Source organism: Streptomyces sp. 3330 (assembly GCF_031456635.1).
In the GTDB taxonomy this organism is placed as follows: domain Bacteria; phylum Actinomycetota; class Actinomycetes; order Streptomycetales; family Streptomycetaceae; genus Streptomyces.
In genome coordinates this window covers 172213-194479 of sequence record NZ_JAVDVA010000015.1, presented here as the reverse complement: position 1 = coordinate 194479, position 22267 = coordinate 172213, and the positions used below count along the sequence as shown (strand labels likewise).

The following is a 22267-nucleotide window of genomic DNA, read 5'->3' as shown; positions in this document are numbered from 1 at the left end:
GCCGCCCGCACCGGCCGCACGGCCACCGCCGCGGTCGCCTTCCGCTCCAACGGCGTTCCGGGGAGAGACCTCCGGGGGCCCGCAGACCAGCGGGTACGGCGGATTCCCGGTCGCCACTCGGGCGACTTTCCGACGGGGCGGTGGCGTGACTGCCGTGATTCCCGGCCGACCGGTACGACCATGCTGACGTACCGCGGCACCAGCCAATGGGGAGGACCTGTGGAGCGAGCGGACGGCACAACGGTGGCCACCGGTGTCACCACCGAGCGTCTCACCGGGCTCCGCAGGTGGAACCTGGGGCTCACACTGCTGCACCTGATCCAAGCCGTGGCCGTCGTCCTGCTCGCCGGAAGCTTCTCGGTCACCGTGACCTCCTCCGTCCCCCAGGGGCCACCGGGAACGGCAGCGCCCGCCCCGGAAGCGTTGTTCGACGTGCCGATCGGCTGGGCCGTCGCCGTCTTCCTCGCCCTCGCGGCAGCAGACCACCTGCTGACGGCGACAGTGTGCCGCGACACCTACGAACGCGACCTCAGACGCGGCATCAACCGTTTCCGGTGGCTGGAGTACGCGCTGAGCGCAACCCTGATGGTGCTCCTCATCGGCTTCTACGCGGGCATTACCGGCCTCAATGCCGTCATCGCCGTCGTCGGCGCCAACGTCGGGATGATTCTCTTCGGCTGGGTCGAGGAAGTGATGAACCCTCCGGGGCGGGCGAGGACCAGGATGCTGCCGTTCTGGTGCGGGACGCTGGTCGGCGTCACGCCGTGGGTCTCCATCGCGTACAACACCGTCGCGGCCGAGACCGTCCCCGGCTTCGTGTACGGAATCGTTCTCGTCCAGGCCGCCCTCTTCTTCAGCTTCGGTCTCAACCAGTGGCTCCAGTACCGCGGTGTCGGCCGGTGGTCCGACTACGCATACGGCGAAAAGGCCTACCTGGTCCTCAGCCTCGTGGCGAAGTCCCTCCTGGCGTGGCAGATCTTCGCCGGCTCGCTGGCTGACTGAACCTCTTCTGTCCGAAGCCCCATCGGCAAGACCCGAACACCCGCTTCGCGGGCGGCCTCGACGGCATCGGCCGTCAGCCGTCGTACGCGGGGCGTTCCTCACCCGAGTGCGCGCTCACATCGTTCTCGACGTACTCGCCACCGGCCTCCCGGCCGTTCGCCTCGGAGAACGGCCACAGGTCGCTGATCTGCCGGTTGACGCCCCGTCGACGGTACGCGCGGGCCCCCGGAGATCCGCGCGTAAGGGAAGACGAGGGTACGACGCGGGGAGCATCCTGGTGTTCAGAGGAACCCAGGACTCCCGGGGGGTCCTGGTCGGACAACACGTCCGGAAGAGTTCGACTCCCTGATGGGCGGCCTGGAGACCAAGCTGTTCGACGTCCTGCCCGACGAGACGTGGATCTACCCCGGCCACGGCGACGACACCACCATCGGCACGGAGCGGCCCCACCTCGCGGAGTGGCGCGCACGAGGCTGGTAACCGTCCAACGACGACCGCTCCAGTTTCGAAACCGAGGCGGGGCGGTCGAGCATTCAGGCCCGTTCCGCGCTCGGGAGGGTCATGCCCCACGGACGGTGGCCTCCAGAGCACCGCACCGACGCCGGCAGCGGTGACCGCCATGCTCAGGGGGACTGTTGCATGGACTGCGGTCTGCCGGGCGGTTTGCTGGAGACCGCGCTCAAGCGGGCTGCGATCGCCGCTGTCACCGCACGGCCCTTGACCTCCGGGCCGCCCCGGAGGAGAGCCCCGGGGCGGCCCGGAGGCCGAGGACGGTGAGGCGTTCCGGCGGGAGACCCGCTGGCCGTGGACCGTGGACCACGCCCGCGCCCTGCGCCTCTCGCGGCGGCCGGGCTCCTGCCTGACGCGCCTGGCGGGCGATCCGGCGGTGGCGGTGCCAGGCGACCCGGCGGACGCGTCCCGGCGATCCAGTGGACGCCCCGTCGGCGATCTAGCGGGTGGACCCGGTGTGCTCCCGCACAGTGGCCGCCTCGCTCGCCGTCGTCGCGGCTCCCGGCTCGGCGCTCTGCTTCGCGAAGCCGCGCCGGCCCGGCATGACCGCGAGGACGATCAGGGTTCCGGCGGCCATGATGATCCCGCCGATGAGGCTGGTCTGGGCGACTCCGTGGGCGAAGGCCTGGTGGACGGCGTCGACGGCGGCCTGGGCCTGCTGGGGCCCGGCGGAGGGATCCTGCGCGACCCGCTGCGCGACGGCCAGGCCGGCGCCGACTGAGTCCTTGGCGGTCTCCATCGCCTCCGCCGGGAGCCGGTTGCCCACCAGGTCGGTCAGCTCGTCCCGGTAGGCCGTGCCCAGCAGCGAGCCCAGCACCGCGATGCCCAGCGCCCCGCCCAGCTCCAGGGCGGTGTCGTTGACACCGCCGCCGACGCCCAGCTCGGACTCGGGGAAGGACCCCATGATCGTGTCGGTCGCCGGGGAGATGGCCAGTCCGAGCGCGAGGCCCAGCATCATCAGCGGCACCAGGAAGTCCCCGTACGTCGACCCCTTGTCGATCTGGGTGAGCAGGAACATGCCCGCCGTGCCGATGGCCATGCCGGTCACGACCATCACCTTCACCCCCAGCTTCGGGGTGAACAACCCGGTCAGCGCGGACCCGAGGAACACCGCACCGCCCAGCGGCAGCAGCCGCAGGCCCGTGTCCAGGGCGCCGTAGCCGAGGACGAACTGCAGGAACTGCGTCGAGTAGTAGAGCACGGCGAACATACCGAAGAAGAAGAACATCACCGCGAGCATCGAGCCGCTGAAGGGCCGCAGCGCGAACTTCCGGACGTCCAGCATCGGGTGCGGGTGCCGCAGCTCCCAGGCGACGAAGGCGACCAGACCGACACCGGCGACCACGGCGGCGGTGACGGGGCCGGCGCCCCAGCCGAAGTGCGGGCCCTCGATGGCGGCATAGATCAGGGAGCCGACGGTGACGATCGACAGCAGACCACCGACGTAGTCGATCCGGCCCATTCCCTCCGCCTTGGACGGCGGTACCAGGGCGAGCGCGCCGAACACGGCGAGGACGGCGATCGGCACGTTGATCAGGAAGGTCGAGCCCCAGGCGTGGTCCTCAAGCAGCCAGCCGGAGACCAGCGGGCCGACGGCCACCGCCACCCCGGAGGTCGCGGCCCAGGCGGTGATGGCCTTGGTCCGCTCGCTCCGGGGGAAGGTCGCGACCACCAGGGACAGCGTGGCCGGCATCACGACCGCGGCACCGACACCCATGATCGCGCGGGCCACGATGACCAGCGAGGTCTCGTCGACCATGCTCCCCATCACCGAACCGCCGGCGAATATCAGCAGACCCAGCACCAGCGCGCCACGCCGGCTGTACTTGTCGCCGATCACGCCCAGCACCAGCATCAGCGCCGCGTACGGAACGGTGTAGCCGTCGACGACCCACTGCAGATCACTGCTGCTCAGGCCCAGCTCGGTGGTCATGTCGGGGGCGGCGACGATCAGCGACGTGTTCGCCATCACCGTGATCAGCAGGCTCAGGCACAGCACTAGCAGCGCCCACCAGCGCCGCGCGTAAGGCCCGGTCATCTTCTCCACGGGGGTGCTTGCAAGGAAGGGCATCAGTAGCTCCTGAGCGGGACGGGGCGGACGAGCGGAATCACGCAATTGCCCGTGAGGCGAGCGGGCGGCGGGCTGAGATCTCCGGGCTTCGAGATCATCCTGTGGCCCCTTGTGCGCTTCCCCCGGCGATCCCCTGGAGGGCCGCGTCGGTGTCCGCGATGGCCAGCATCCTGTTGATGTCGGCGCCGGCCAGTGCGCCGGCCGCTGCGGAGGCCCCCACCTGGGCGACCAGATCGGTGGCGTTGCCGGCCACCCACACACCCGGCACCTCGGTGGTGCCGGCCATACCGGAGGCGAAACCGCGGCCCGTCGGCAGGTCCCGCACAAGCAGGCCCAGACCTTCCAGACCCTGGGTGCGGGCCTGCATCGGCGCGGCGACCGCGACGACGCGGCGGGCCACGACCTGGCCGTCGGCCAGGCGCACCCCGGCGAGGGCACCGTCCTCGTCGTTGACGACCTCGGTGACCGGGGTGTCGATGACGCGGATGCCGCGGGCGGCGAAGCGGGCGCGGCTGTCCTCGTCCAGGTCAGTGCCGTGGGTGAAGTAGGTCAGGTCCTCGGTCAGCTGACGGAACAGGTACGCGTGGCCGATGGAGGCGGGGCCGGTGGCGATGATGCCGATGGGCTCGTCGCGCACCTCCCAGCCGTGGCAGTACGGGCAGTGCACCACACTGTGGCCCCAGTGCTCGGCGAGTCCGGGCACCTGTGGCAGCACATCCCTGAGGCCGGTGGCCACCAGGATGCGGCGGGCGGTGATGCTGCGGCCATCGGCCAGGGTGACGGTGAAGCGCAGGTCCCCGTCCGCCGACGGGGCGGCGGACTCGGCCGAGACCACCTCGCCGAACACGACGCGTCCGCCGTACTGGCGCACCTGCTCCCGGCCCCGTCGAAGGATCTCGGACGGCGGGGTGCCGTCCAAGACGATGAAGCCGTGCACGGCCTCCGCGGGCGCGTTGCGCGGGGAGCCGCTGTCGATCACGACGACCGAGCGGCGGGAGCGGGTGAGGATCAGTGCACCGTTCAGCCCCGCGGCGCCCCCGCCGATCACCACCGCGTCGACGGTCCCCTCGGCCAGTGCGTCGCTCGCGTACGGAGGAGTCGCCACAGCCTTGGCCTCCTGCGTTTCCTTGTCAGTCATGGTTCGGTCAACCCTTCGAGTTCTGGGTGGTTGGAGGGGGTCAGCTGTTCAGAAGGCCGAGGATGTGGTCGGCGACCGTCTTGGGCTGTTGTGGAGAGTCCGGCCCCGGTTTGCTTGGGACGTTCGTGATGTACAGATCCAGTACGGCGACGAATCTCGCCGTCGCCAGGATCGCGAGGATCAGACCGCGCCTTGCCGGCCTGGAAGGCGTCGCAACGCCGGGCGGCGCGGAGGAGTTCAAGGCATGGGTGGCCCTCAATCGCGCCAGGCGTGCACGCAGCCTGTCCGGTGAGCTCAGGACCGTTGTGTACTGAACAGTCAGAAACCTAGGCGGTTCTGTACTAGGTTGTCAAATACGTTGGGTCGGCTTTACCTTCGCTGTATGGCGAGACCACGAAGCTTCGACCCCGACCACGTCCTGCATGCCGCCGAGCGGCAGTTCCGCACCTCGGGCTACAACGGCACGAGCGTCGACGACATCAGCGCCGCCACCGGCCTGGGCCGCGGCAGCCTCTACGCCGCGTTCGACGGCAAACACGGCGTACTGCTCCAGGCCATGGCCGGCTACTTCGCCCGGCTGGGACAGGGTCCGCGGAAGATGCTCGCCGGACCGGACGAGGGCGCCCTGGAACGACTGCACGCGTACTTGCTCCGCGCCGTCCATGGGGTGCCACTCGCCGCCGACGTACCCCCCGCGTCTGACCGAGCGGGGGCGGCCTGCTTCGCCGCCAAGATGGCCCTGGAGATCGGCGCCTCCGACCCCGAGGTGAAACGCCTGGCCAACGACTGCTTCTCCGTAGTCCGGACGGCGGTCGCCGAGTGTGTGCGAGCGGCGCAGCGCAACGGCGACATCGACCCCGACGCGGACCCCGACGACCTTGCCTACCTTCTGCTGACCGTCATCCGCGGGACCGATGTCGTAGGCGCGTACGGCCACAGCCCCGACCGCCTGACCTCGATCGCGGAGAGCGCGTTCGCCTTGCTGCCTCGCCCGCGCCACCGCTGAGAAGAGCACGGCCGGCCTCATTGCACAGGCATCTGATGCGGTCGGCCCACTTCGACGCCGCGGAGGCGCGGCCCGTAGGATTACGCGCCGCCGTGACCTCGTGTGTTGGCGCGTGCTGTGGTGTTCCCGGGCGGCGTGGGCAACACCCGTAAGGACCCCGAGGCGTTCGCCCGTCTGATCCACGACGTCGGGACGAAGATCTTCGACGTGCTGCCGGACGAGACCTGGGTCTGTCCGGGCCACGGCGACGACACCACGCTGGGCGCGGAGCGGCCGCACCTGCCGGAGTGGCACGCGCGCGGCTGGTGAGTGCGCACGGCACGGGGCGCGCGTCGCCGGACGCGCGCCCCGTGTGAATCGCGCGCCCACGCCGGTCCCCCACGCGCGCTCCCCGCAGGCGGAGCCGCGCGGTCAACTGGTGGCAGTTCCGCGCGGGATGACGGCTCCGGCGCGGACCGGGCCGCCGGTCTACGATCCCCGCCCTCGGCCGGCGGCCCAGGCGGTCCGCCGGGGAGCTCCTGGAGCGGCTCGGGCCGGCCGACAAGGCGGGCGAGTATCCCGACCGGCTCAGCGGCGTCCAGCAGCAGCGTGTCGCGATCGTGCGCGCGCTCGCCGTGCGACCCCGGCTGCCGCTGCTCGACGAGGTCACGGCGGTCCTCGACCCGGAGCTGGCGGGCGAGGTCCCGAACGTCGTCCGCGACCTGAACGCCGACGGCATGACCATGGTGCTCGCCCCCCATGAGAGGGGCTTCGCGCGCGAGGTCGCCGACCAGGTCCGCTTCCTGGACGGAGGCGTCGTGCGGGAACGGGGCGCCGCCGAGCAGCTGTTCGGCGATCCGCAGCAGGAACGCACACGGCGTTTCCCGCGGCGGACCGTGGCGGCCGGCCGCCGCTGAGGAGCGCGGTAAGGGGCGCCCGCCAGGAGCGCGATGCTTACGCGTCGGCCGTGCCCGACCCCGCGAGCGCGGCCACGCGCTCCACGCCGAACACGTATCCCTGCACCCCGCAGCCCGCGATGACGCCGTCGGCGCGCAGCGAGACGTAACTGTGGTGCCGGAAGGACTCGCGCTGGTGGATGTTGGAGATGTGGACCTCCAGCACCGGCAGGCCGTCACAGGTGTTGAGGGCGTCCAGGATCGCGACCGACGTGTGCGAGTAGGCGCCCGGGTTGATCACGATGCCGCAGTGGCCCAGCCGCGCCTCGTGGATCCAGTCGACCAGCCGCCCCTCGTGGTTGGACTGCCGGAAGTCCACGGTGCCGCCGTGCGCGGCCGCCGCCTTGACGCACAGCGCCTCGACGTCGGCGAGCGTGTCGGAACCGTAGATCTCCGGCTGCCGCTGGCCCAGGAGGTTCAGGTTGGGGCCGTTCAGGATCATGATCGGGGCGTTGGCCAGGCTGCGGGGCACGGTTCCTCCGGTCCGTTCGTGGGCGGCCCGTCCCAGGCCACCGCTCGCACCGGTTTATCACGGTGAAACCGCAGGGCAGCAGGCCGTACCCTCCCGGCATGACAGCGCCCTCGTATCCCCCGAAGCCGAGGCCCGGCGACCGCATAGCCGTCATCTCGCCCTCCGCCGGTCTGCCCGGGCTCTTCCCGCGCCCCTACGAGCTGGGCCTGGAGCGGCTGCGCGGGGAGATCGGCCTGGAGCCCGTCGAGTACCCGACGACGCGCCGGACGGGGGCCACGGCGCAGGAGCGCGCCGACGACATCCACGCCGCGTTCGCCGACCCGAGCGTGCGGGCGGTCATCGCGTCGATCGGCGGCGAGGACCAGATCACCGTGCTGCCGCTGCTGGACCGGGAGTTGCTGCGCGCCGACCCGAAGCCGTTCTTCGGGTGGAGCGACAACACCAACCTGCTGGCGTTCCTGTACAACTCCGGTGTCGTCGCCTACCACGGCGCGAGCGTGATGTGCGAGCTGGGACGCCCGGGAGCCATGCACCCGCTGACCGCCGACTCGCTGCGCGCCGCGCTGTTCACCTCGGGCCCCTACGAACTGCGGCCCGCCGAGCGGTGGAACGACGTCAGCGGCGACTGGGGCGACCCGGCGACCTTCGCCTCGGAGCCCGGCAGCCGGCCCGGCGCCGGCTGGAGCTGGGTCAACGCCGACCGCGTGGTGGAGGGCCGCAGCTGGGGCGGCAACCTGGAGATCCTCTCCTGGCTGCTGATGGCCGACCGCGAGATCGCCCGCGACCCCGCGGCGTACGACGGCGGGGTGCTGGTCCTGGAGACGTCGGAGGAACTGCCCAGCGCCACGGAGGTCTTCCGGATCCTGCGCAACATGGGCGAGCGCGGTCTGCTGCGGCGCTTCCCCGCGCTGCTGATGGCCCGGGCCAAGAGCTGGTCCTTCGAGCACCGCAACAGCCCCGAGGAAGCCGCCCGTTACGCGGCCGATCAGCGCGCGGCGGTGGAGCGCGCGCTGCGGGCGTACGCCCCCGACACCCTGGCCGTCTTCGACGTGGACTTCGGCCACACCGACCCGCAGCTCGTCCTCCCCTACGGCGGCACGATCCGCGTCGACGGTCCCGCCCGGCGCATCACCGTGACCTACTGAGCGCCCGCGCGGGGGCCCGCGCCCCCCGCACGCCCCCGTAACCCGTGATCACTGTGGGTAGTTGACGCGGCATGCACGACGTACACACCGTGAAGCCGTCCATGCCGCGGCTCGCGGCCGCCTCGCTCGCCGGGACGGCCATCGAGTTCTACGACTTCTTCGTCTACGGGACCGCGGCCGCGCTGATCCTGGGGCCGCTGTTCTTCCCGACGTTCTCGCCGCTCGCGGGCACCCTCGCCGCGTTCGCGACGTTCGGCGTGGGGTTCGTGGCGCGACCCCTGGGCTCGGTGCTGTTCGGGCACATCGGGGACCGGCGCGGCCGCCGGCCGGTCCTGGTCGTCTCCCTGCTGCTGACCGGCGCCTCGACGGTCGCGGTCGGCTGCGTGCCGACGTACGGCACGATCGGGGTGGCCGCTCCCCTGCTGCTGCTCGTCCTGCGCTTCCTCCAGGGGCTGGGGCTCGGCGGGGAGTGGGGCGGCGCGGTGCTGCTGACCGCGGAACACGCGCCCGTCGAGCGGCGCGGTCTGTGGTCGAGCTTCCCGCAGGTGGGGCCGGCGGTGGGGTTCGTGCTCGCCAACGGGGTGGTGCTGGTCCTGTCGGTGACGCTGACGGAGGCGCAGTTCGCGCGGTGGGGGTGGCGGGTGCCCTTCTGGGCGGCCGGGGTGCTGGCCGTGCTCGGGCTGTGGCTCCGGTCGTCGCTGCCCGAGAGCCCCCGGTTCCTGGAGATCGACGACCACGCGCGGGTGCCGCTCGCCGAGGTCGTGCGCGACCACTGGCGACTCGTCCTGCTGACCGCCGGCGCGCTCGCCGCCGGGTACGCGATCTTCTACGCCGTGACGACCTGGTCCCTGGCGTACGCGACGGAACGGCTCGGGGTCAGCCGCACGGTCATGCTGGTCTGCATCATGGCCGCCGTGGTGGTGAAGGGTTCGCTGACCCCCGTGATGGCGCTGCTCGGCGACCGCTTCGGCCGCCGCCCGTTGTGCCTCGTGGGCTGCGCGGCGGCCGCGCTGTGGATGTTCCCGCTGGTCGCGCTGCTCTCGACCGGCGAGCCGCTGCCGATGTTCCTCGGCTTCCTGGGGGCGCTGCTGGCCTTCGTCACGATGTTCGCGGTGATCTCGGCGTATCTGCCGGAGCTCTACGCGCCGCGCGTGCGCTGCACCGGGGCGGCGGTCGGCTACAACCTGGGCGGGGTTCTCGGGGGCGCGCTCACGCCGATCGTGGCGACCGCCCTCGCGGAGCGCTCGGGGCGCATCCCGTGGGGTGTGGGCGCCTATCTGACGGGGATCGCACTGCTCAGTCTCGGCTGCTTCGCGCTGCTGCCGGAGACCCGGCCGGTGCGGGTGGCCGCCGTGCGGCCGGCTACGGATTGATCGCCAGTTCCAGGTAGGCCGCGAACAGCACGAGGTGCACGCCGCCCTGCAAGGGCGTGGCCCGTCCGGGGACCACCGTCAGCGAACTGACCACGATGGTCAGCGCGAGCAGCACCATATGGGTCGGGCCGAGGCCGAGCACGAGCGGCCCGGAGAGCCAGAGCGAGGCGAGGGCCACCGCGGGGATGGTGAGCCCGATGCTGGCCATCGCGGAGCCGAGCGCCAGGTTGAGGCTGGTCTGCACCCGGTCCCGGCGGGCGGAGCGCAGCGCGGCGATCGTCTCGGGGAGCAGCACGAGCAGCGCGATGATCACACCGACCACCGCTTGGTGCAGTCCGGCGGCCTCCACTGCGGACTCGATCGTCGGCGAGACGCCCTTGGCCAGGCCCACGACGCCGATCAGGGCCAGGCCGAGCAGCCCGAGGCTGATCCGGGCGGCCCGGGAGGTGGGGGCGCCGGCGTGGTCGTCGGCGGTGATCACGTCTCCCTGGCGGGTGACGGGCAGGAAGTAGTCGCGGTGCCGGACGGTCTGGGTCGCCACGAACAGTCCGTACAGGATCAGGGAGGACAGTGCCGCGAAGGTGAGCTGGACGGTGGAGAACTCCGGGCCCGGTTTGCTGGTGGTGAAGGTCGGCAGGACCAGGCTGAGCGTGGCCAGGGTCGCCACGGTCGCGAGCGCCGCACCGGTGCCCTCCGGGTTGAAGATCGCCGTGCCGTGGCGCAGCGAGGCGACCAGGAGGCACAGGCCGACGATGCCGTTGCAGGTGATCATCACCGCCGCGAAGACCGTGTCCCGGGCCAGGGTCGAGCTCTTGTCCCCGCCGTCCGCCATCAGCGTGACGATCAGCGCCACCTCGATGATCGTCACGGCGACCGCGAGGACGAGGGATCCGAAGGGTTCACCGACCCGGTGGGCGACGACCTCCGCGTGGTGGACGGCGGCCAGGACCGCTCCGGCGAGGACCAGCGTCACCACGGCGACGACCGCGCCGGGCAGGTCGCGTCCCCAGGTCAGGGCCAGCAGGACGACCGCCAGCACGGGCACGAGCGCTGTCCACCGGGTCGTGACCGACCTGAGCCTAGCGATCATGCAGCGATCGTCGCAGAGCCGTAGGGGCTCCGCATTCCGGCCCGTCCCGCCCTGCGCCCCCCTGCCCGTCCCTTCCGACCCGTGCGGGCCGGAAGGGCGGCGCGCGGCTGACGTCACCTGAACTCGGTCGTGTCCTGGACGTCGCAGTCGGTGAAGGACGGGGGCCGGGTGCAGAGGGCGGCCATCCGCTCCGCGAACTTGGCCGTCTCCGGATCGTCGCTGTTGCGCATGGCCTCCTCGTGGGAGTCGAACTCGATCACCACGAGATAGCGGTTCGGCCGGTCGCGGTCCTCGAGGACGAGGCGGCGCGTCGGGCCGCCGGCCCGGCCCGTCATGCGCTGGTCCCCTTCCTCGGCCAGCGCGCGCATCTCGTCGATGCGGTCGGTCTCGAACTCGAGGATCTGGACGAACCTCTGCGATGTGCCCATCGTGCCTCCACCCGGAACCGGCGTCCCCGGGCGGGGACGCCACGCTCCAACGAAGCACCGGGAGCGGTGCCCGGCAATTCACCGCGCGCCGCTCCCGGGGATGGTTGTTCCTACGTCCTGCGTGGTCAGGCCCCGATGCTGTCCTTCGGAGCGCCTTCGCTCTCGGTGTGCGCCGCCTCGGCCGCCGCCTGCTTCTTCGAGGCCCGCAGGCTGGTGATCGTGGTGACGATCAGGACGGAGCAGATGACGCCGAGCGAGACCGGGATGCTGATCTCGGGAACGTGGACCCCGGACTCGTGCAGGGCGTGCAGCACCAGCTTCACGCCGATGAAGCCGAGGATGATCGACAGGCCGTAGCTGAGGTGGACCAGCTTCCTCAGCAGGCCGCCGATGAGGAAGTACAGCTGTCGCAGACCCATCAGCGCGAACGCGTTGGCGGTGAAGACGATGTACGGGTCCTGCGTCAGGCCGAAGATCGCGGGGATCGAGTCGAGGGCGAAGAGCACGTCGGTGGTGCCGATCGCGAGCATCACGACCAGCATCGGGGTCATGACCCGCTTGCCGTTCTGCTCGATCCACAGCTTGGTGCCGTGATAGCGGTCGGCGACGCCGAAGCGCTTCTCCACGGCCTTGAGCAGCTTGTTCTCCTCGAACTCCTCGTCCTCCTCGTCGGCCCGGGCCTCCTGGATGAGCTTCCAGGCGGTCCAGATCAGGAAGGCGCCGAAGAGGTAGAACACCCAGGCGAAGCTGGCGAGGATCGCGGCGCCCGCGGCGATGAAGATCGCCCGCAGGACCAGGGCTATGAGGACACCGATGAGCAGCACCCGCTGCTGGTACTGCGACGGGACCGCGAACTTCGCCATGATCAGGACGAAGACGAAGAGGTTGTCCACGCTGAGCGACTTCTCGGTGATGAAGCCCGCGAAGAACTCGCCGGCCGGCTCACCGCCGCCGAAGACGAGCAGCCCGACCCCGAAGAGCCCGGCGAGGGCGATCCAGACGACGGTCCAGATGCCCGCTTCCTTGATCGACACGTCGTGCGGTTTGCGGCCGATGAAGAAATCGACCCCGATGAGGGCGGCAAGGCCCACGATGGTGAAGACCCATAGGGCCAAGGAAACATCCACTGCGCCTCCGACAGTACGTAACGGCAGGTGATCAGCGTCGTCGCGCTGCCGGAGGTCTCTTCCACCCGGTTCGGGCCGGCGCCCCGGGATCAGGCCTGATCCGTATTGACGGGTACGCCGCAGCAGGGAGTACTCCCCTCCGTGAGGAAAACAGTACCCCAACCACCAAGAAAAGGTAAAGCGATTGGCAAAAGAAAGACCAAGTTCCCTGGTCAGGGCCCTTTACTAGTACTTGGCGCGAGCCGCCGCGACCTGAGCGAGGACCTGCTGGAGCACCTGGCTGCCGGGCGGCACCAGGCTCGGCTCATAGGTCCAGGCGTGCCCCACCCAGGGGTCGGCGAGATGATCCTCGGCCACCGGCGTCAGCCGCAGCAGCGCCCGCCACAGCGGATCCAGCAACGGACCGTAACTGTCGGCGTCCTCCCGGTCGGCGACCATCATCAGGTGGACGCCGACGCCGGGCCCCTCGTCCGCGAGGTAGCGCAGCTGGGTCACGGCACGGTCGTCGAAGCCGTGCGGGAAGTCGTTGACGACCAGCAGCTGCTGGGCCGTGTCGAAGCCGGGCGGCAGCGAGTCGGCCATCCCGCCGCGCACCGCCATCTGCACCAGGTCGACCCGTTCGGTGAGCCGGCCCAGGACCGCCGCGACTCCGGCCGCGCCGACCGCGGGCGGGGCCGCGAGCACGCCGCTCTGCACCAGCGGCGCGAGTTCCCTGGCCCCCGAACCGGCCGCATCGATGACATGCACGGTGAACTCGTCCGCCGGATGCACCGCCAGCAGCCGGGCCGTGTGCGCCACGGCCGACTCCATGGCGAGGCGGCGCAGCTCGTGGGAGTCGGCGAACGATCCGTCGGACAGGCCCGACCGCCCGCTGTCGATCCACAGGCCCCGTTCGAGCGGGAGCCTGACCAGCATCGGGATGCGCAGCGGATCGCTCTCGGGAAGGTGCAGGTCGCCCAGGCGCACGGCCATGGGCATCTCCATCGGGACGCGGTAGGCGTGCCAGACCGGGTTGTCCCAGCGCGCGTACGCCGCGGGCAGCGCCGGTTCGACCACGTCGGCCTCGGCGCCGAGCTGGACGAGATCCCGGTCCAGGGCCTCCCGGGCCTGGTCGACGAGCTGGATGTGCTTGGCCTGGGCCGCCTCGCGGGCGGCCTCGCCCTGGCCGCCCATCCTGCTGCGCGGGTCGGACAGGACCTGGTCCAGCTCCTTCTCCATCCGCGTGTCGGCGAAGTCGACGGCGCTGCGGTACGCGGCCGTGCTGCGGGCCAGGTCCTCGAACATCCCCCAGACCTGGTTGTAGAGCCGCTCGTCCATGGACCAGCCGGTCGCGTCACCGGCGACCGGCCGGGCGGGCTCTCCGGGCCGTGCCGGGGGCGCGGTGGGTGCGGGCGGGGGCGGAGCGGCGTTCTGCCGGCGCGGGTGGCTGTAGTCGATCGGACCACCGGTGGCAGGGGTCGTGGGCGTCGGCTGGGTGGTGTCGGGATCGGTGGGCGTGGCGCCTGCCGGGTAGCCCGTGCCCGAGGGGCCCTGCGGGTTCTGGGTCGCCCCGTACGGGCCGGCACCGCCCTGGGTGCCCTGCGCGCCGTAGGGCGAGCCGCCCTGGTCCGGACCGAGGGCGGACGCGGCCGCCTGCCGGGAGCGGTCGCCGTCCGCCGTGCGCGGCGCCTGCACCGAGCGGGCCAGGCCCTGGACCACGGCGTCGTTGATGCCCGCCGCGAGGCGGTGCGCCTGCGACAGGCCCTGGTCGGTCAGGAGTTCGGTGAGGCCGCCCGCGTAGCCCTGTCCGACGGCGCGCACCTTCCAGGCGCCCTGCCGCCGGTACAGCTCCAGGGCGACGACCGCCGACTCCGCGTCCAGGCCGGTGATCGTGTAGGTGGCGACCTCGGTGCCGTCCAGGCCGGTGACCGCGACGAAGGGGGCCGCGACCGAGCCGAAGCTGACCGGCCCCCCGACGCCGGTGGGCAGCGCGAGCAGCACGCTGACCCGGTGCACGGCAGCCGACACGGCGTCCAGGTCCACCGCGAGGCGGTGGTCGGCGGCGGCCTGCCGGGAGACCTCCACGCCGGGGAGCGTGGGCACGCCGGGATGGGCCACCCACTCGACGCCGGGGACCTTGCCGTTCTCGTCACCGAGTGTGGCAACCGCCATGACCGGCCTGCCGGCCGAGACCCGGATCTCGAGGCGGACCTGGGAGAGCGGGTGGTTCTGCCCCCGCACCAGCTCGGCCGTCATCGACTGTCGTCCCCCTGCGTCGCGTGTGGTGTTGTCTCGGGTGCCGCTCTCCGCCCTACAGCGCGGGCAGGATCGCGGGCATCAGGTCCTGGAAGGTGCGGCCGTTGGCCGGAGCGCCGAGGGCCGTCATGTTCCAGCCCCCGCCGACGCGGTGCACCTTCGCCATGATCTGGGCCGTGTAGGCGCCGCCGCCCGCCAGCGTGTAGCGCGCGAGCTCCTGGCCGTTGGTCTCGTCGACCAGACGGCAGAACGCGTTCTGCACCTCCTGGAACGTCTGGCCGGTGAAGGAGTTCACCGTGAAGACGATCTGGTCGATGTGGACCGGCACGCGCGCGAGGTCGACGAGGATCGCCTCGTCGTCGCCGCCCTGACCGACACCGCCGACGAGGTTGTCACCGGTGTGACGGACCGAGCCGTCGTCACTCACCAGGTGGCGGAAGAAGACGACGTCGACCGGCTGCTTGTCGGCGAACAGGACGGCCGAGGCGTCGAGGTCGATCTCCCGGGTCCGGGAGCCGAACAGGCCGCGCCGCGGGGCCGCCTGCCACCCGAGACCCATGCGCACCGCGGTCAGGCTGCCCCCGTCGTTCTTCTGAAGACTGATGGCCTGACCCTTGGTCATGTTGACGGTCACGCGCTGATTCCCCTCTCGAGCTGTCCCCTGTTGCCGCGAGCCCGCGGTTGACGGAAACCCTACGCAAAGGCACTGACAGTGCCGTACCCGGTCCCGCACTTTGTGTCGGTCTTGCAACACAGCACGTGCGGGGCCCGGGCACAGCAGTCGCAGGGGTCCGTCAGGCCAGACCCGCCTCCCTCATCTGGCGCAGTTCCTTCTTCATTTCGGAGACCTCGTCGCGGATCCGGGCGGCGACCTCGAACTGGAGGTCGGCGGCGGCGGCCCGCATGCGCTCCGTCATCTCCTCGATCTGCCCGGCGAGTTCGGCGGCCGGGCGGTCCGTCGGCACTGTCTCCTTGGATGTGCCCTTGGCCGACCTGGACTTGGCGCCCTTGGCCGCCTTCTCGCCGAGGGAGGGCACCGGGGCCCTGGTGCCCCGCCCGTCCTTCTTCGCGCGGTAGCCCGAGCCGAGCAGCTGCTCGGTGTCGACCTCCTCGCGGGAGATCTGGGCGACGATGTCGTTGATCTTCTTGCGGAGCGGCTGCGGGTCGATGCCGTGGGCCGTGTTGTAGGCGACCTGCTTCTCCCGGCGGCGGTTGGTCTCCTCGATGGCCCGCTCCATGCCCGGGGTGATCTTGTCCGCGTACATGTGGACCTGACCGGAGACGTTGCGCGCCGCGCGGCCGATGGTCTGGATCAGCGAGGTGCCGGAGCGCAGGAAGCCCTCCTTGTCGGCGTCGAGGATCGCCACCAGGGACACCTCGGGCAGGTCGAGGCCCTCCCGCAGGAGGTTGATGCCGACCAGGACGTCGAACTCGCCGGCGCGCAGTTCGCGCAGCAGCTCGATCCGGCGCAGCGTGTCGACGTCGCTGTGCAGGTAGCGCACGTGGATGCCGAGCTCCAGGAAGTAGTCCGTGAGGTCCTCGGCCATCTTCTTGGTGAGCGTGGTGACCAGGACGCGCTCGTCCTTCTCGACCCGCGTGCGGATCTCGTGCACCAGGTCGTCGATCTGGCCCTCGGTCGGCTTGACGACGACCTCCGGGTCGATCAGACCGGTGGGGCGGATGATCTGCTCGACGGTGCCGTCCCCGCGGGAGAGCTCGTACTTGCCGGGGGTCGCCGACAGGTAGACGGTCTGCCCGATGCGCTCCTGGAACTCCTCCCACTTCAACGGGCGGTTGTCCAGCGCGGAGGGCAGCCGGAAGCCGTGGTCGACGAGGGTCCTCTTGCGGGAGGCGTCCCCCTCGTACATGGCGCCGATCTGCGGGACGGTGACATGCGACTCGTCGATGACGAGCAGGAAGTCGTCCGGGAAGTAGTCGAGCAGGGTGTTCGGCGGGGAGCCGGGCAGACGGCCGTCGAAGTGCATCGAGTAGTTCTCGACGCCGGAGCAGGAACCGATCTGGCGGAGCATCTCCAGGTCGTAGGTGGTGCGCATGCGCAGGCGCTGGGCCTCCAGGAGCTTGCCCTGCTTCTCCAGCTCGGCCAGGCGCTCGCCCAGCTCCTTCTCGATGTCGTTGGCGGCCCGCTCCAGGCGCTCGGGGCCCGCCACGTAGTGCGTGGCCGGAAAGATGTACAGCTGCTGGTCGTCGCTGATGATCTCGCCGGTGAGCGGGTGCAGCGTGGACAGGGCCTCGATCTCGTCGCCGAACATCTCGATGCGGACGGCGAGCTCCTCGTAGACCGGGAAGATCTCGATGGTGTCACCGCGCACCCGGAAGGTGCCCCGGCTGAACGCCAGGTCGTTGCGCGTGTACTGGATGTCGACGAAGCGGCGCAGCAGCTGGTCGCGGTCGACCTCGTCGCCGACGCGGAGCGGGACCATGCGGTCCACGTACTCCTGCGGGGTGCCGAGGCCGTAGATGCAGGAGACCGAGGCGACCACGACGACGTCCCGGCGGGTGAGCAGTGAGTTCGTCGCCGAGTGGCGCAGGCGCTCGACCTCCTCGTTGATCGAGGAGTCCTTCTCGATGTAGGTGTCCGACTGCGGGACGTACGCCTCGGGCTGGTAGTAGTCGTAGTACGAGACGAAGTACTCGACCGCGTTGTTCGGCAGCAGTTCGCGGAACTCGTTCGCCAGCTGGGCGGCCAGGGTCTTGTTCGGCGCCATCACCAGGGTGGGGCGCTGGAGCTTCTCGATCATCCACGCCGTGGTCGCGGACTTTCCGGTGCCGGTCGCGCCGAGCAGGACGACGTCCTTCTCACCCGCCTCGACGCGCTTGGCCAGCTCGGCGATGGCCGCCGGCTGGTCGCCGCTGGGCTGGTAGGGACTGACGACCTCGAAAGGCGCCACCGTGCGTTCGATGTGGGAAACGGGCCGCATGCCATCAACCGTACGACCCCCCACTGACAACGGGGTCCGATCAGGGGTTTCGCGGGGGCCGGCCCCGGGGCGGAGCGGATACGGGGATCAGCGGTTCTGCGGGGTCCGGGACTCGCGGTGCGTCACCTTGCCGCGGCTGCGGAGCGGGGTGCGGCGCGACGGGTACGGGGCCGGCGGGTGCGCCGGGACGCCGGGCTTGTGCTCGGCGGGAGTCCAGTCGGGCTTGCCGACGACCATCAGCGGGTCGAACAGCACGACGACGCCGGCGAGGCAGAGGAAGGCGAGCGGGCCGATCAGCATCGGCGCGAGGAGGGCGGCGGGAGAGTCGCCCGCGGTCGGTGTCCCCGTGTGCAGATGGACGCTCAGGGCGGCCATCCCCGTGTAGTGCATGCCGGTCACGGCCAGTCCCATGATCAGACTGGCGCCCACGCTCCACAGGAAGCCCCTGACCTGTGCCGCGGCCCACAGGGCGGCGGTGGCGGCCACCATGGCGATGGCGACGGAGGTGGCGACGGTGAGGGTGTTGTACTCGAAGGCGCCGTTGAAGCGCATTCCGGCCATGCCCAGGTAGTGCATCGACGCGATGCCCAGGCCGGTGATGGTGCCGCCGGTGAACAGCGCCGTCCCGGTCGCGCCCCGGTAGCCGACTATGAAGATCCCCACGCCCACCATGACGATGGCGATGCCCAGACTCGCGTAGGTCATCGGCTTGTCGTAGTGGATCGGGGCGCCGTCGACCGTGAAGCCGATCATCGCGATGAAGTGCATGGTCCAGATGCCTGAGCCGATGGCCGCCGAGCCGAGGGCGAGCCATCCGGGACGCCAGGACTGGGCGACGAGCAGGGCTCTCGTGGTGCAGCGCAGACCGAGGGCACCGCCGAGGCAGGCCATGAGGTAGGCCACCAGCGGTGTGACGAGTCCGTAGCTGAAACCGTCGACCGTGCCGTGCATGCGCGGTTGCCCTTCGCCCTGTTGCCTGGTTGTCCTGGAACGCGCCCCTCCCCACGACCGCTGAGCGCGGTCAAGGCTGAGAGAGAGTATGACCCCCACCGGAATGGTCGAACGATTTTCCGGCAAAGAAACACGCCCTTGTCGCACATGTGCGGCATCAGTGAGCGGCCTCCGGGTCCCCCTTTCGATGTGTGGTCGTCCTGCGCCCCCTCCGCCGTCGACCCTCTGCTGTCACTGTTGAGCTGTAAGTGATGGCCCGACGCGAGGAGTACGCATGCACGCACGCGTGGTTGCCGCCATGTCCGCCGCGATCCTGGGCGTCGTCGCCCTGCTGCTCCCCGTTCACGACGCCCGGGCCGGCAGCACCTTCCGGCCGGCGGTGATCGCCCACCGGGGGGCCTCCGCCCACGCCCCAGAGAACACCCTGGCCGCCGTCGACGAGGCGGCCTCGCTGGGCATCCGGTGGGTGGAGAACGACGTCCAGCGCACCAAGGACGGCGAACTCGTGGTGATCCACGACGACAGTCTGCGCCGCACGACCGACGCCGAGGAGGTCTTCCCCGGCCGGTCCCCGTGGAAGGTACGGGACTTCACGGCGGCAGAGATAGCCCGGCTCGACGCGGGGAGCTGGTTCGGCGCCGCGTACACGGGCGCGCGCGTACCGACGCTGAAGGAGTACGTCGACCGTGTCGAGAGTCACCACCAGAAGCTGCTGCTGGAGGTCAAGAACCCCGAGCTGTATCCGGGGATCGAGCGGCAGACCCTCGAGCTGCTGAGCAACGAGGGCTGGCTGGACCGGCGGCACCTCACAAACCGGCTGATCGTGCAGAGCTTCAGCGCCGACAGCCTGCGCACCGTCCACGACCTGAAGCCCGCGGTGCGGACCGGTCTGCTCGGCAGGCCCGCCCTCGCGGACCTGCCCCGCTGCGCGGGCTTCGCCGATCTGGTCAACCCGTCGTACACCGGCCTCTCCCCCGCCTACGTCTCCGTCGTGCACGCGCTCACCGGACCGCACGGCAAGCCGATGAAGGTGTTCGCCTGGACCGTCGACGACCCCGCGACCGCCGAGGCCGTCGCGGGGTACGGCGTCGACGGCGTGATCACCAACAAGCCCGACGTGGTGCGGCGGGCCCTGTACGGGTATTGACGCCCGGCGGCCCCGGGCGGCACGGTCCGGGCGCGGGCCGCGCCGCCGCCCGGGGGCGTTGTCAGTGGGGAGTCGTACGGTGGGCGCATGGACAGCCATGGACAGGACGAGCAGCGGGTCGTGTGGACCCTCGTCGGCACCGACATCGGTCCGCTGCTGTTGGCAGCGACCGGCGAGGGTCTGCTCAACGTCGTGTTCCACGCCACCGACGCGGTACGCGACCAGGCGCTGGCCCGGCTCGCGGCCCGGCGGGGCACGGAGCCCGTCGAAGCGCCCGACTCCCCGCTCCTGGCCGAGGCGATACGCCAGGTGAAGGCCTACTTCGCCGGTGAGCGCCGGGACTTCGAGCTGCCCCTGGACTGGTCGCTGATCTCGGGCTTCAACCGGCAGGTGCTCCGCGAGCTGGCGTCCGGTGTCCCGTACGGGGCGGTCGTCGGCTACGGCGATCTCGCCAGGCGGGTGGGACAGCCGCTGGCCGCGCAGGCGGTGGGGGTGGCGATGGGCGCCAATCCGCTGCCGGTCGTGGTGCCCTGTCACCGGGTGGTGGAGAGCGACGGCGGCATCGGCGGGTTCGGGGGCGGACTGGAGACGAAGCGGAAGCTGCTCGCGCTGGAAGGGGTACTACCCGAGCCGCTGTTCTGAGGGGACACTGCGCCGGTGACCATATTCCCCGCTCGTCGCCACGGCCGCGCGACGGTCCGGTGTGGGCCGTGACCGCCGTCGAGCGGGCCGCCGCACCCGTCGACGCCGCCCTCCTGCCCGCGCTGCGGCGCCGCACGACCGGGGTGCTGGTCGCGAGCCAGATCCTCGGCGGGCTCGGCGTCGCCACCGGTATCGCGCTGTCCGCCGTGCTGGCCCGGCAGGTCAGCGGCACCGAGGCGCTGTCCGGGCTCGCGCCCACCGCCACCGTCGCCGGTACGGCCGTGCTGTCCGTGCCGATGGCCGCGCTGATGACCGCGCGCGGGCGCCGGCCCGGACTGGTGCTGGCCTATCTGGTCGGCGCCCTGGGCGCCTGTGTCGTCGTGGTGGCGGCTCGGGCCGGGAACTACCCGCTGCTGCTGTGCGGCATGGCCGCTTTCGGCGCGGCGTCGTCGGCGAACCTCCAGGCGCGGTTCGCCGCCGCCGACCTCGCCGAACCGGCGCGGCGTGCCCGGGCCATCTCGAACGTGGTGTGGGCGACCACCATCGGGGCCGTCCTGGGCCCGAACATCGCCGCGCCCGCCGGCCGGAGCGTCGCCGGTCTCGGCATTCCCGCGGCGGCGGGCCCCTTCCTGTGGGCCGCCGGGATCTTCGTCCTGGCCGCGGTCCTGGTGGCCGTCCTGCTGCGCCCCGACCCGCTGCTGACGGCCCGCGCGCTCGCGCCGCAGGAGGAGCGGTCCCCGCAGGCCCGTTCCCTGCGTGCCGGTCTGGCGGCCGTCGCCGCCTCGCCCCGCGCGCGGCTCGCGCTCGTGACGGTGGCCGTGTCGCACACGGCGATGGTCTCGGTCATGTCGATGACTCCGCTCGACCTCACCCACCACGGCGCGAGCATCGATCTGATCGGTCTGGTCATCAGCGGGCACATCGCGGGCATGTACGCGTTCGCGCCGCTGATGGGACGCCTGGCGGACCGGGTGGGACGGCTCTCGGTCGTGGGACTCGCGGCCGGGCTGCTGGCCGTCGCGATGTTCCTGGCGGGGACGGCGGGCGACAGTCACGGGCAGACCGCCGCCGGGCTCTTCGTGCTCGGGCTGGGCTGGTCGGCCGGGCTCGTTTCGGGTTCCGCGCTGCTCACGGACGCGGTGCCGCAGTCGGCGCGGGCCGCCGCCCAGGGGATCTCCGACCTCACCATGAACACCTCGGCGGGGTTCGGCGGAGCGATCGCCGGGCTGATCGTCGCGCAGGCGAGCTACGCCTGGCTCAACGTCGCCGCGGCGAGCCTGCTCGTCCCGCTGGCCGCCCTGGTGCTGTTCACCCGGAGCGGGACCGGGAGCGGCCGGACCGGGACCGGGGACAAGAACGCGACCGGGAACAGGACCGTGGCCGAGGACGGACGCGGGAACGACGGCGGAAGCGGGACGGCACCGGAGGACAGCCCGCCGGGCGTACGGCAGACGTAGGCACGTCGGTCGTGGCCGGGGTCGGTGCCAGGCAGGCCAGGGGCGGCAGGGTCGGTGCCGGCCGCACCCCCTACGGTCCGGTCCGGTCCCGTCCGTTCCCGTCCGTTGCGGTCAGGCCTGGTCAGGTCAGTCGTAGTGCCGGGCCTCGATGACGTTGCCGTCCGGGTCGCGGAAGTAGAAGCTGCGTGTGGCCTCGCCGCGGGCGCCGAAGGAGCCCGTCGAGACGTCGGACACGGGGACGGCGCGCTCCTCCAGGCGGGCCAGCAGCGTGTCGAAGCCGGTGCGCGGCAGGGCGAGGCAGACGTGGTTCACGGGGTGCCCCGCGCTCTCGGCAGCGCCCGGAAGCATCTTCATCCGTTCGGCCATCGGCAACGGCATGAGGTCGAGGAGGGCCTCCTCGTTGATGCGTACGGAGGGAAACGGTTCCTCGCCCGCGGCGAACTCCGCGAGCCGTACGGGTTCCAGGCCGACGGCCTTCTCGTAGAAGCCGGCGGCGGCGATCGGGTCGCGTACCCACAGGACGACGTGGTCGAGACGTGTGGTGTTGTCCGTCATACCTCCCAGGCTGGTGTCCTGCTCCACAGGCCGCAAGGGTTTGA

At 71.3% G+C, this 22267-nt stretch carries 19 protein-coding genes and 2 pseudogenes; 10 read left to right on the top strand and 11 right to left on the bottom strand.

The annotated features are described in order from the left end of the window. Positions 1–219 precede the first annotated feature (219 nt). Together heR and J2X68_RS24900 are read left to right on the top strand one after the other, a co-directional pair. Positions 220–1002: a heliorhodopsin HeR gene (heR, locus tag J2X68_RS24905; protein WP_310434789.1), complete on the top strand. Its 783-nt coding sequence runs from the start codon at positions 220–222 to the stop codon at positions 1000–1002. Between the two features lie 348 nt (positions 1003–1350). Further along, positions 1351–1482, top strand: a complete 132-nt coding sequence (locus J2X68_RS24900) for a hypothetical protein (RefSeq protein WP_399040748.1) — start codon at positions 1351–1353, stop codon at positions 1480–1482. Positions 1483–1951: 469 nt separating this feature from the next. On the opposite strand, the gene J2X68_RS24895 is transcribed toward J2X68_RS24900, so the two are convergent. Both J2X68_RS24895 and J2X68_RS24890 read right to left on the bottom strand, forming a co-directional pair. Then, positions 1952–3583, bottom strand: coding sequence for an MFS transporter (locus J2X68_RS24895; RefSeq protein ID WP_310434788.1), 1632 nt, complete (start codon positions 3581–3583; stop codon positions 1952–1954). Between the two features lie 94 nt (positions 3584–3677). Further along, a complete protein-coding gene (locus J2X68_RS24890) occupies positions 3678–4721 on the bottom strand; it encodes an NAD(P)/FAD-dependent oxidoreductase (protein ID WP_310434787.1) in 1044 nt (347 codons plus the stop codon). Between the two features lie 382 nt (positions 4722–5103). Between J2X68_RS24890 and J2X68_RS24885 the strand changes: the two genes are divergently transcribed. The 3 genes and pseudogenes from J2X68_RS24885 to J2X68_RS24875 form a co-directional block, all read left to right on the top strand. After that, positions 5104–5727 carry a TetR/AcrR family transcriptional regulator gene (locus J2X68_RS24885; protein ID WP_310434786.1) on the top strand — a complete coding sequence of 208 codons (624 nt, stop codon included), beginning with the start codon at positions 5104–5106 and terminating at the stop codon, positions 5725–5727. A 120-nt stretch (positions 5728–5847) separates the two neighbouring features. Further along, positions 5848–6036, top strand: a pseudogene (locus J2X68_RS24880) (MBL fold metallo-hydrolase); the annotation flags it as partial. A gap of 197 nt (positions 6037–6233) precedes the next feature. Then, positions 6234–6623, top strand: a pseudogene (locus J2X68_RS24875) (ATP-binding cassette domain-containing protein); the annotation flags it as partial. A gap of 37 nt (positions 6624–6660) precedes the next feature. Here J2X68_RS24875 and aroQ read toward each other — a convergent pair. Then, a complete protein-coding gene (aroQ, locus tag J2X68_RS24870; RefSeq protein WP_310434785.1) occupies positions 6661–7134 on the bottom strand; it encodes a type II 3-dehydroquinate dehydratase in 474 nt (157 codons plus the stop codon). 98 nt (positions 7135–7232) lie between these two features. On the opposite strand from aroQ, the gene J2X68_RS24865 reads away from it, so the two are divergent. After that, positions 7233–8279 carry an LD-carboxypeptidase gene (locus tag J2X68_RS24865; protein WP_310434784.1) on the top strand — a complete coding sequence of 349 codons (1047 nt, stop codon included), beginning with the start codon at positions 7233–7235 and terminating at the stop codon, positions 8277–8279. Between the two features lie 101 nt (positions 8280–8380). Further along, a complete protein-coding gene (locus tag J2X68_RS24860) occupies positions 8381–9652 on the top strand; it encodes an MFS transporter (protein ID WP_310434818.1) in 1272 nt (423 codons plus the stop codon). Here the strand turns inward: J2X68_RS24860 and J2X68_RS24855 are convergent. The 7 genes from J2X68_RS24855 to J2X68_RS24825 form a co-directional block, all read right to left on the bottom strand. Next, positions 9642–10742 (bottom strand): ionic transporter y4hA, encoded by a 1101-nt coding sequence (locus tag J2X68_RS24855; protein WP_310434783.1) that lies wholly within the window; start codon positions 10740–10742, stop codon positions 9642–9644. The genes J2X68_RS24860 and J2X68_RS24855 overlap by 11 nt on opposite strands. A 113-nt stretch (positions 10743–10855) precedes the next feature. Further along, positions 10856–11170: a hypothetical protein gene (locus J2X68_RS24850; protein WP_310434782.1), complete on the bottom strand. Its 315-nt coding sequence runs from the start codon at positions 11168–11170 to the stop codon at positions 10856–10858. A gap of 125 nt (positions 11171–11295) precedes the next feature. Then, positions 11296–12297, bottom strand: a complete 1002-nt coding sequence (locus J2X68_RS24845) for a TerC/Alx family metal homeostasis membrane protein (protein ID WP_310434781.1) — start codon at positions 12295–12297, stop codon at positions 11296–11298. Positions 12298–12522: 225 nt separating this feature from the next. Then, the gene (locus J2X68_RS24840) at positions 12523–14532 is read right to left on the bottom strand and encodes a TerD family protein (protein ID WP_310434780.1); all 2010 of its coding nucleotides are present in this window, start codon (positions 14530–14532) and stop codon (positions 12523–12525) included. A gap of 55 nt (positions 14533–14587) precedes the next feature. Then, positions 14588–15166, bottom strand: coding sequence for a TerD family protein (locus tag J2X68_RS24835; RefSeq protein ID WP_310434779.1), 579 nt, complete (start codon positions 15164–15166; stop codon positions 14588–14590). 160 nt (positions 15167–15326) lie between these two features. After that, positions 15327–17471, bottom strand: coding sequence for an excinuclease ABC subunit UvrB (gene uvrB / locus J2X68_RS24830; RefSeq protein WP_310434778.1), 2145 nt, complete (start codon positions 17469–17471; stop codon positions 15327–15329). 87 nt (positions 17472–17558) lie between these two features. Then, positions 17559–18422 (bottom strand): MHYT domain-containing protein, encoded by an 864-nt coding sequence (locus tag J2X68_RS24825; RefSeq protein WP_310434777.1) that lies wholly within the window; start codon positions 18420–18422, stop codon positions 17559–17561. A 274-nt stretch (positions 18423–18696) separates the two neighbouring features. Here J2X68_RS24825 and J2X68_RS24820 point away from each other — a divergent pair, with 274 nt between their 5' ends. The 3 genes from J2X68_RS24820 (at position 18697) to J2X68_RS24810 (ending at position 21668) form a co-directional block, all read left to right on the top strand. Then, the gene (locus J2X68_RS24820; RefSeq protein WP_310434776.1) at positions 18697–19569 is read left to right on the top strand and encodes a glycerophosphodiester phosphodiesterase family protein; all 873 of its coding nucleotides are present in this window, start codon (positions 18697–18699) and stop codon (positions 19567–19569) included. Positions 19570–19656: 87 nt separating this feature from the next. Further along, the gene (locus tag J2X68_RS24815) at positions 19657–20211 is read left to right on the top strand and encodes a methylated-DNA--[protein]-cysteine S-methyltransferase (RefSeq protein ID WP_310434775.1); all 555 of its coding nucleotides are present in this window, start codon (positions 19657–19659) and stop codon (positions 20209–20211) included. A 68-nt stretch (positions 20212–20279) separates the two neighbouring features. Next, the gene (locus tag J2X68_RS24810; protein ID WP_310434774.1) at positions 20280–21668 is read left to right on the top strand and encodes an MFS transporter; all 1389 of its coding nucleotides are present in this window, start codon (positions 20280–20282) and stop codon (positions 21666–21668) included. A 126-nt stretch (positions 21669–21794) separates the two neighbouring features. On the opposite strand, the gene J2X68_RS24805 is transcribed toward J2X68_RS24810, so the two are convergent. After that, a complete protein-coding gene (locus J2X68_RS24805; protein WP_310434773.1) occupies positions 21795–22223 on the bottom strand; it encodes a VOC family protein in 429 nt (142 codons plus the stop codon). Positions 22224–22267: the final 44 nt, after the last annotated feature.

Excerpts from the sequence above, each read along its gene's own strand:
- J2X68_RS24900 (WP_399040748.1), top strand. The coding sequence starts at position 1,351 with ATGGGCGGCCTGGAGACCAAGCTGTTCGACGTCCTGCCCGACGAGACG.
- J2X68_RS24895 (WP_310434788.1), bottom strand. The coding sequence starts at position 3,583 with ATGCCCTTCCTTGCAAGCACCCCCGTGGAGAAGATGACCGGGCCTTAC.
- J2X68_RS24890 (WP_310434787.1), bottom strand. The coding sequence starts at position 4,721 with ATGACTGACAAGGAAACGCAGGAGGCCAAGGCTGTGGCGACTCCTCCG.
- J2X68_RS24885 (WP_310434786.1), top strand. The coding sequence starts at position 5,104 with ATGGCGAGACCACGAAGCTTCGACCCCGACCACGTCCTGCATGCCGCC.
- J2X68_RS24865 (WP_310434784.1), top strand. The coding sequence starts at position 7,233 with ATGACAGCGCCCTCGTATCCCCCGAAGCCGAGGCCCGGCGACCGCATA.
- J2X68_RS24860 (WP_310434818.1), top strand. The coding sequence starts at position 8,381 with ATGCCGCGGCTCGCGGCCGCCTCGCTCGCCGGGACGGCCATCGAGTTC.
- J2X68_RS24855 (WP_310434783.1), bottom strand. The coding sequence starts at position 10,742 with ATGATCGCTAGGCTCAGGTCGGTCACGACCCGGTGGACAGCGCTCGTG.
- J2X68_RS24850 (WP_310434782.1), bottom strand. The coding sequence starts at position 11,170 with ATGGGCACATCGCAGAGGTTCGTCCAGATCCTCGAGTTCGAGACCGAC.
- J2X68_RS24840 (WP_310434780.1), bottom strand. The coding sequence starts at position 14,532 with ATGACGGCCGAGCTGGTGCGGGGGCAGAACCACCCGCTCTCCCAGGTC.
- uvrB (WP_310434778.1), bottom strand. The coding sequence starts at position 17,471 with ATGCGGCCCGTTTCCCACATCGAACGCACGGTGGCGCCTTTCGAGGTC.
- J2X68_RS24825 (WP_310434777.1), bottom strand. The coding sequence starts at position 18,422 with ATGCACGGCACGGTCGACGGTTTCAGCTACGGACTCGTCACACCGCTG.
- J2X68_RS24820 (WP_310434776.1), top strand. The coding sequence starts at position 18,697 with ATGCACGCACGCGTGGTTGCCGCCATGTCCGCCGCGATCCTGGGCGTC.
- J2X68_RS24815 (WP_310434775.1), top strand. The coding sequence starts at position 19,657 with ATGGACAGCCATGGACAGGACGAGCAGCGGGTCGTGTGGACCCTCGTC.
- J2X68_RS24805 (WP_310434773.1), bottom strand. The coding sequence starts at position 22,223 with ATGACGGACAACACCACACGTCTCGACCACGTCGTCCTGTGGGTACGC.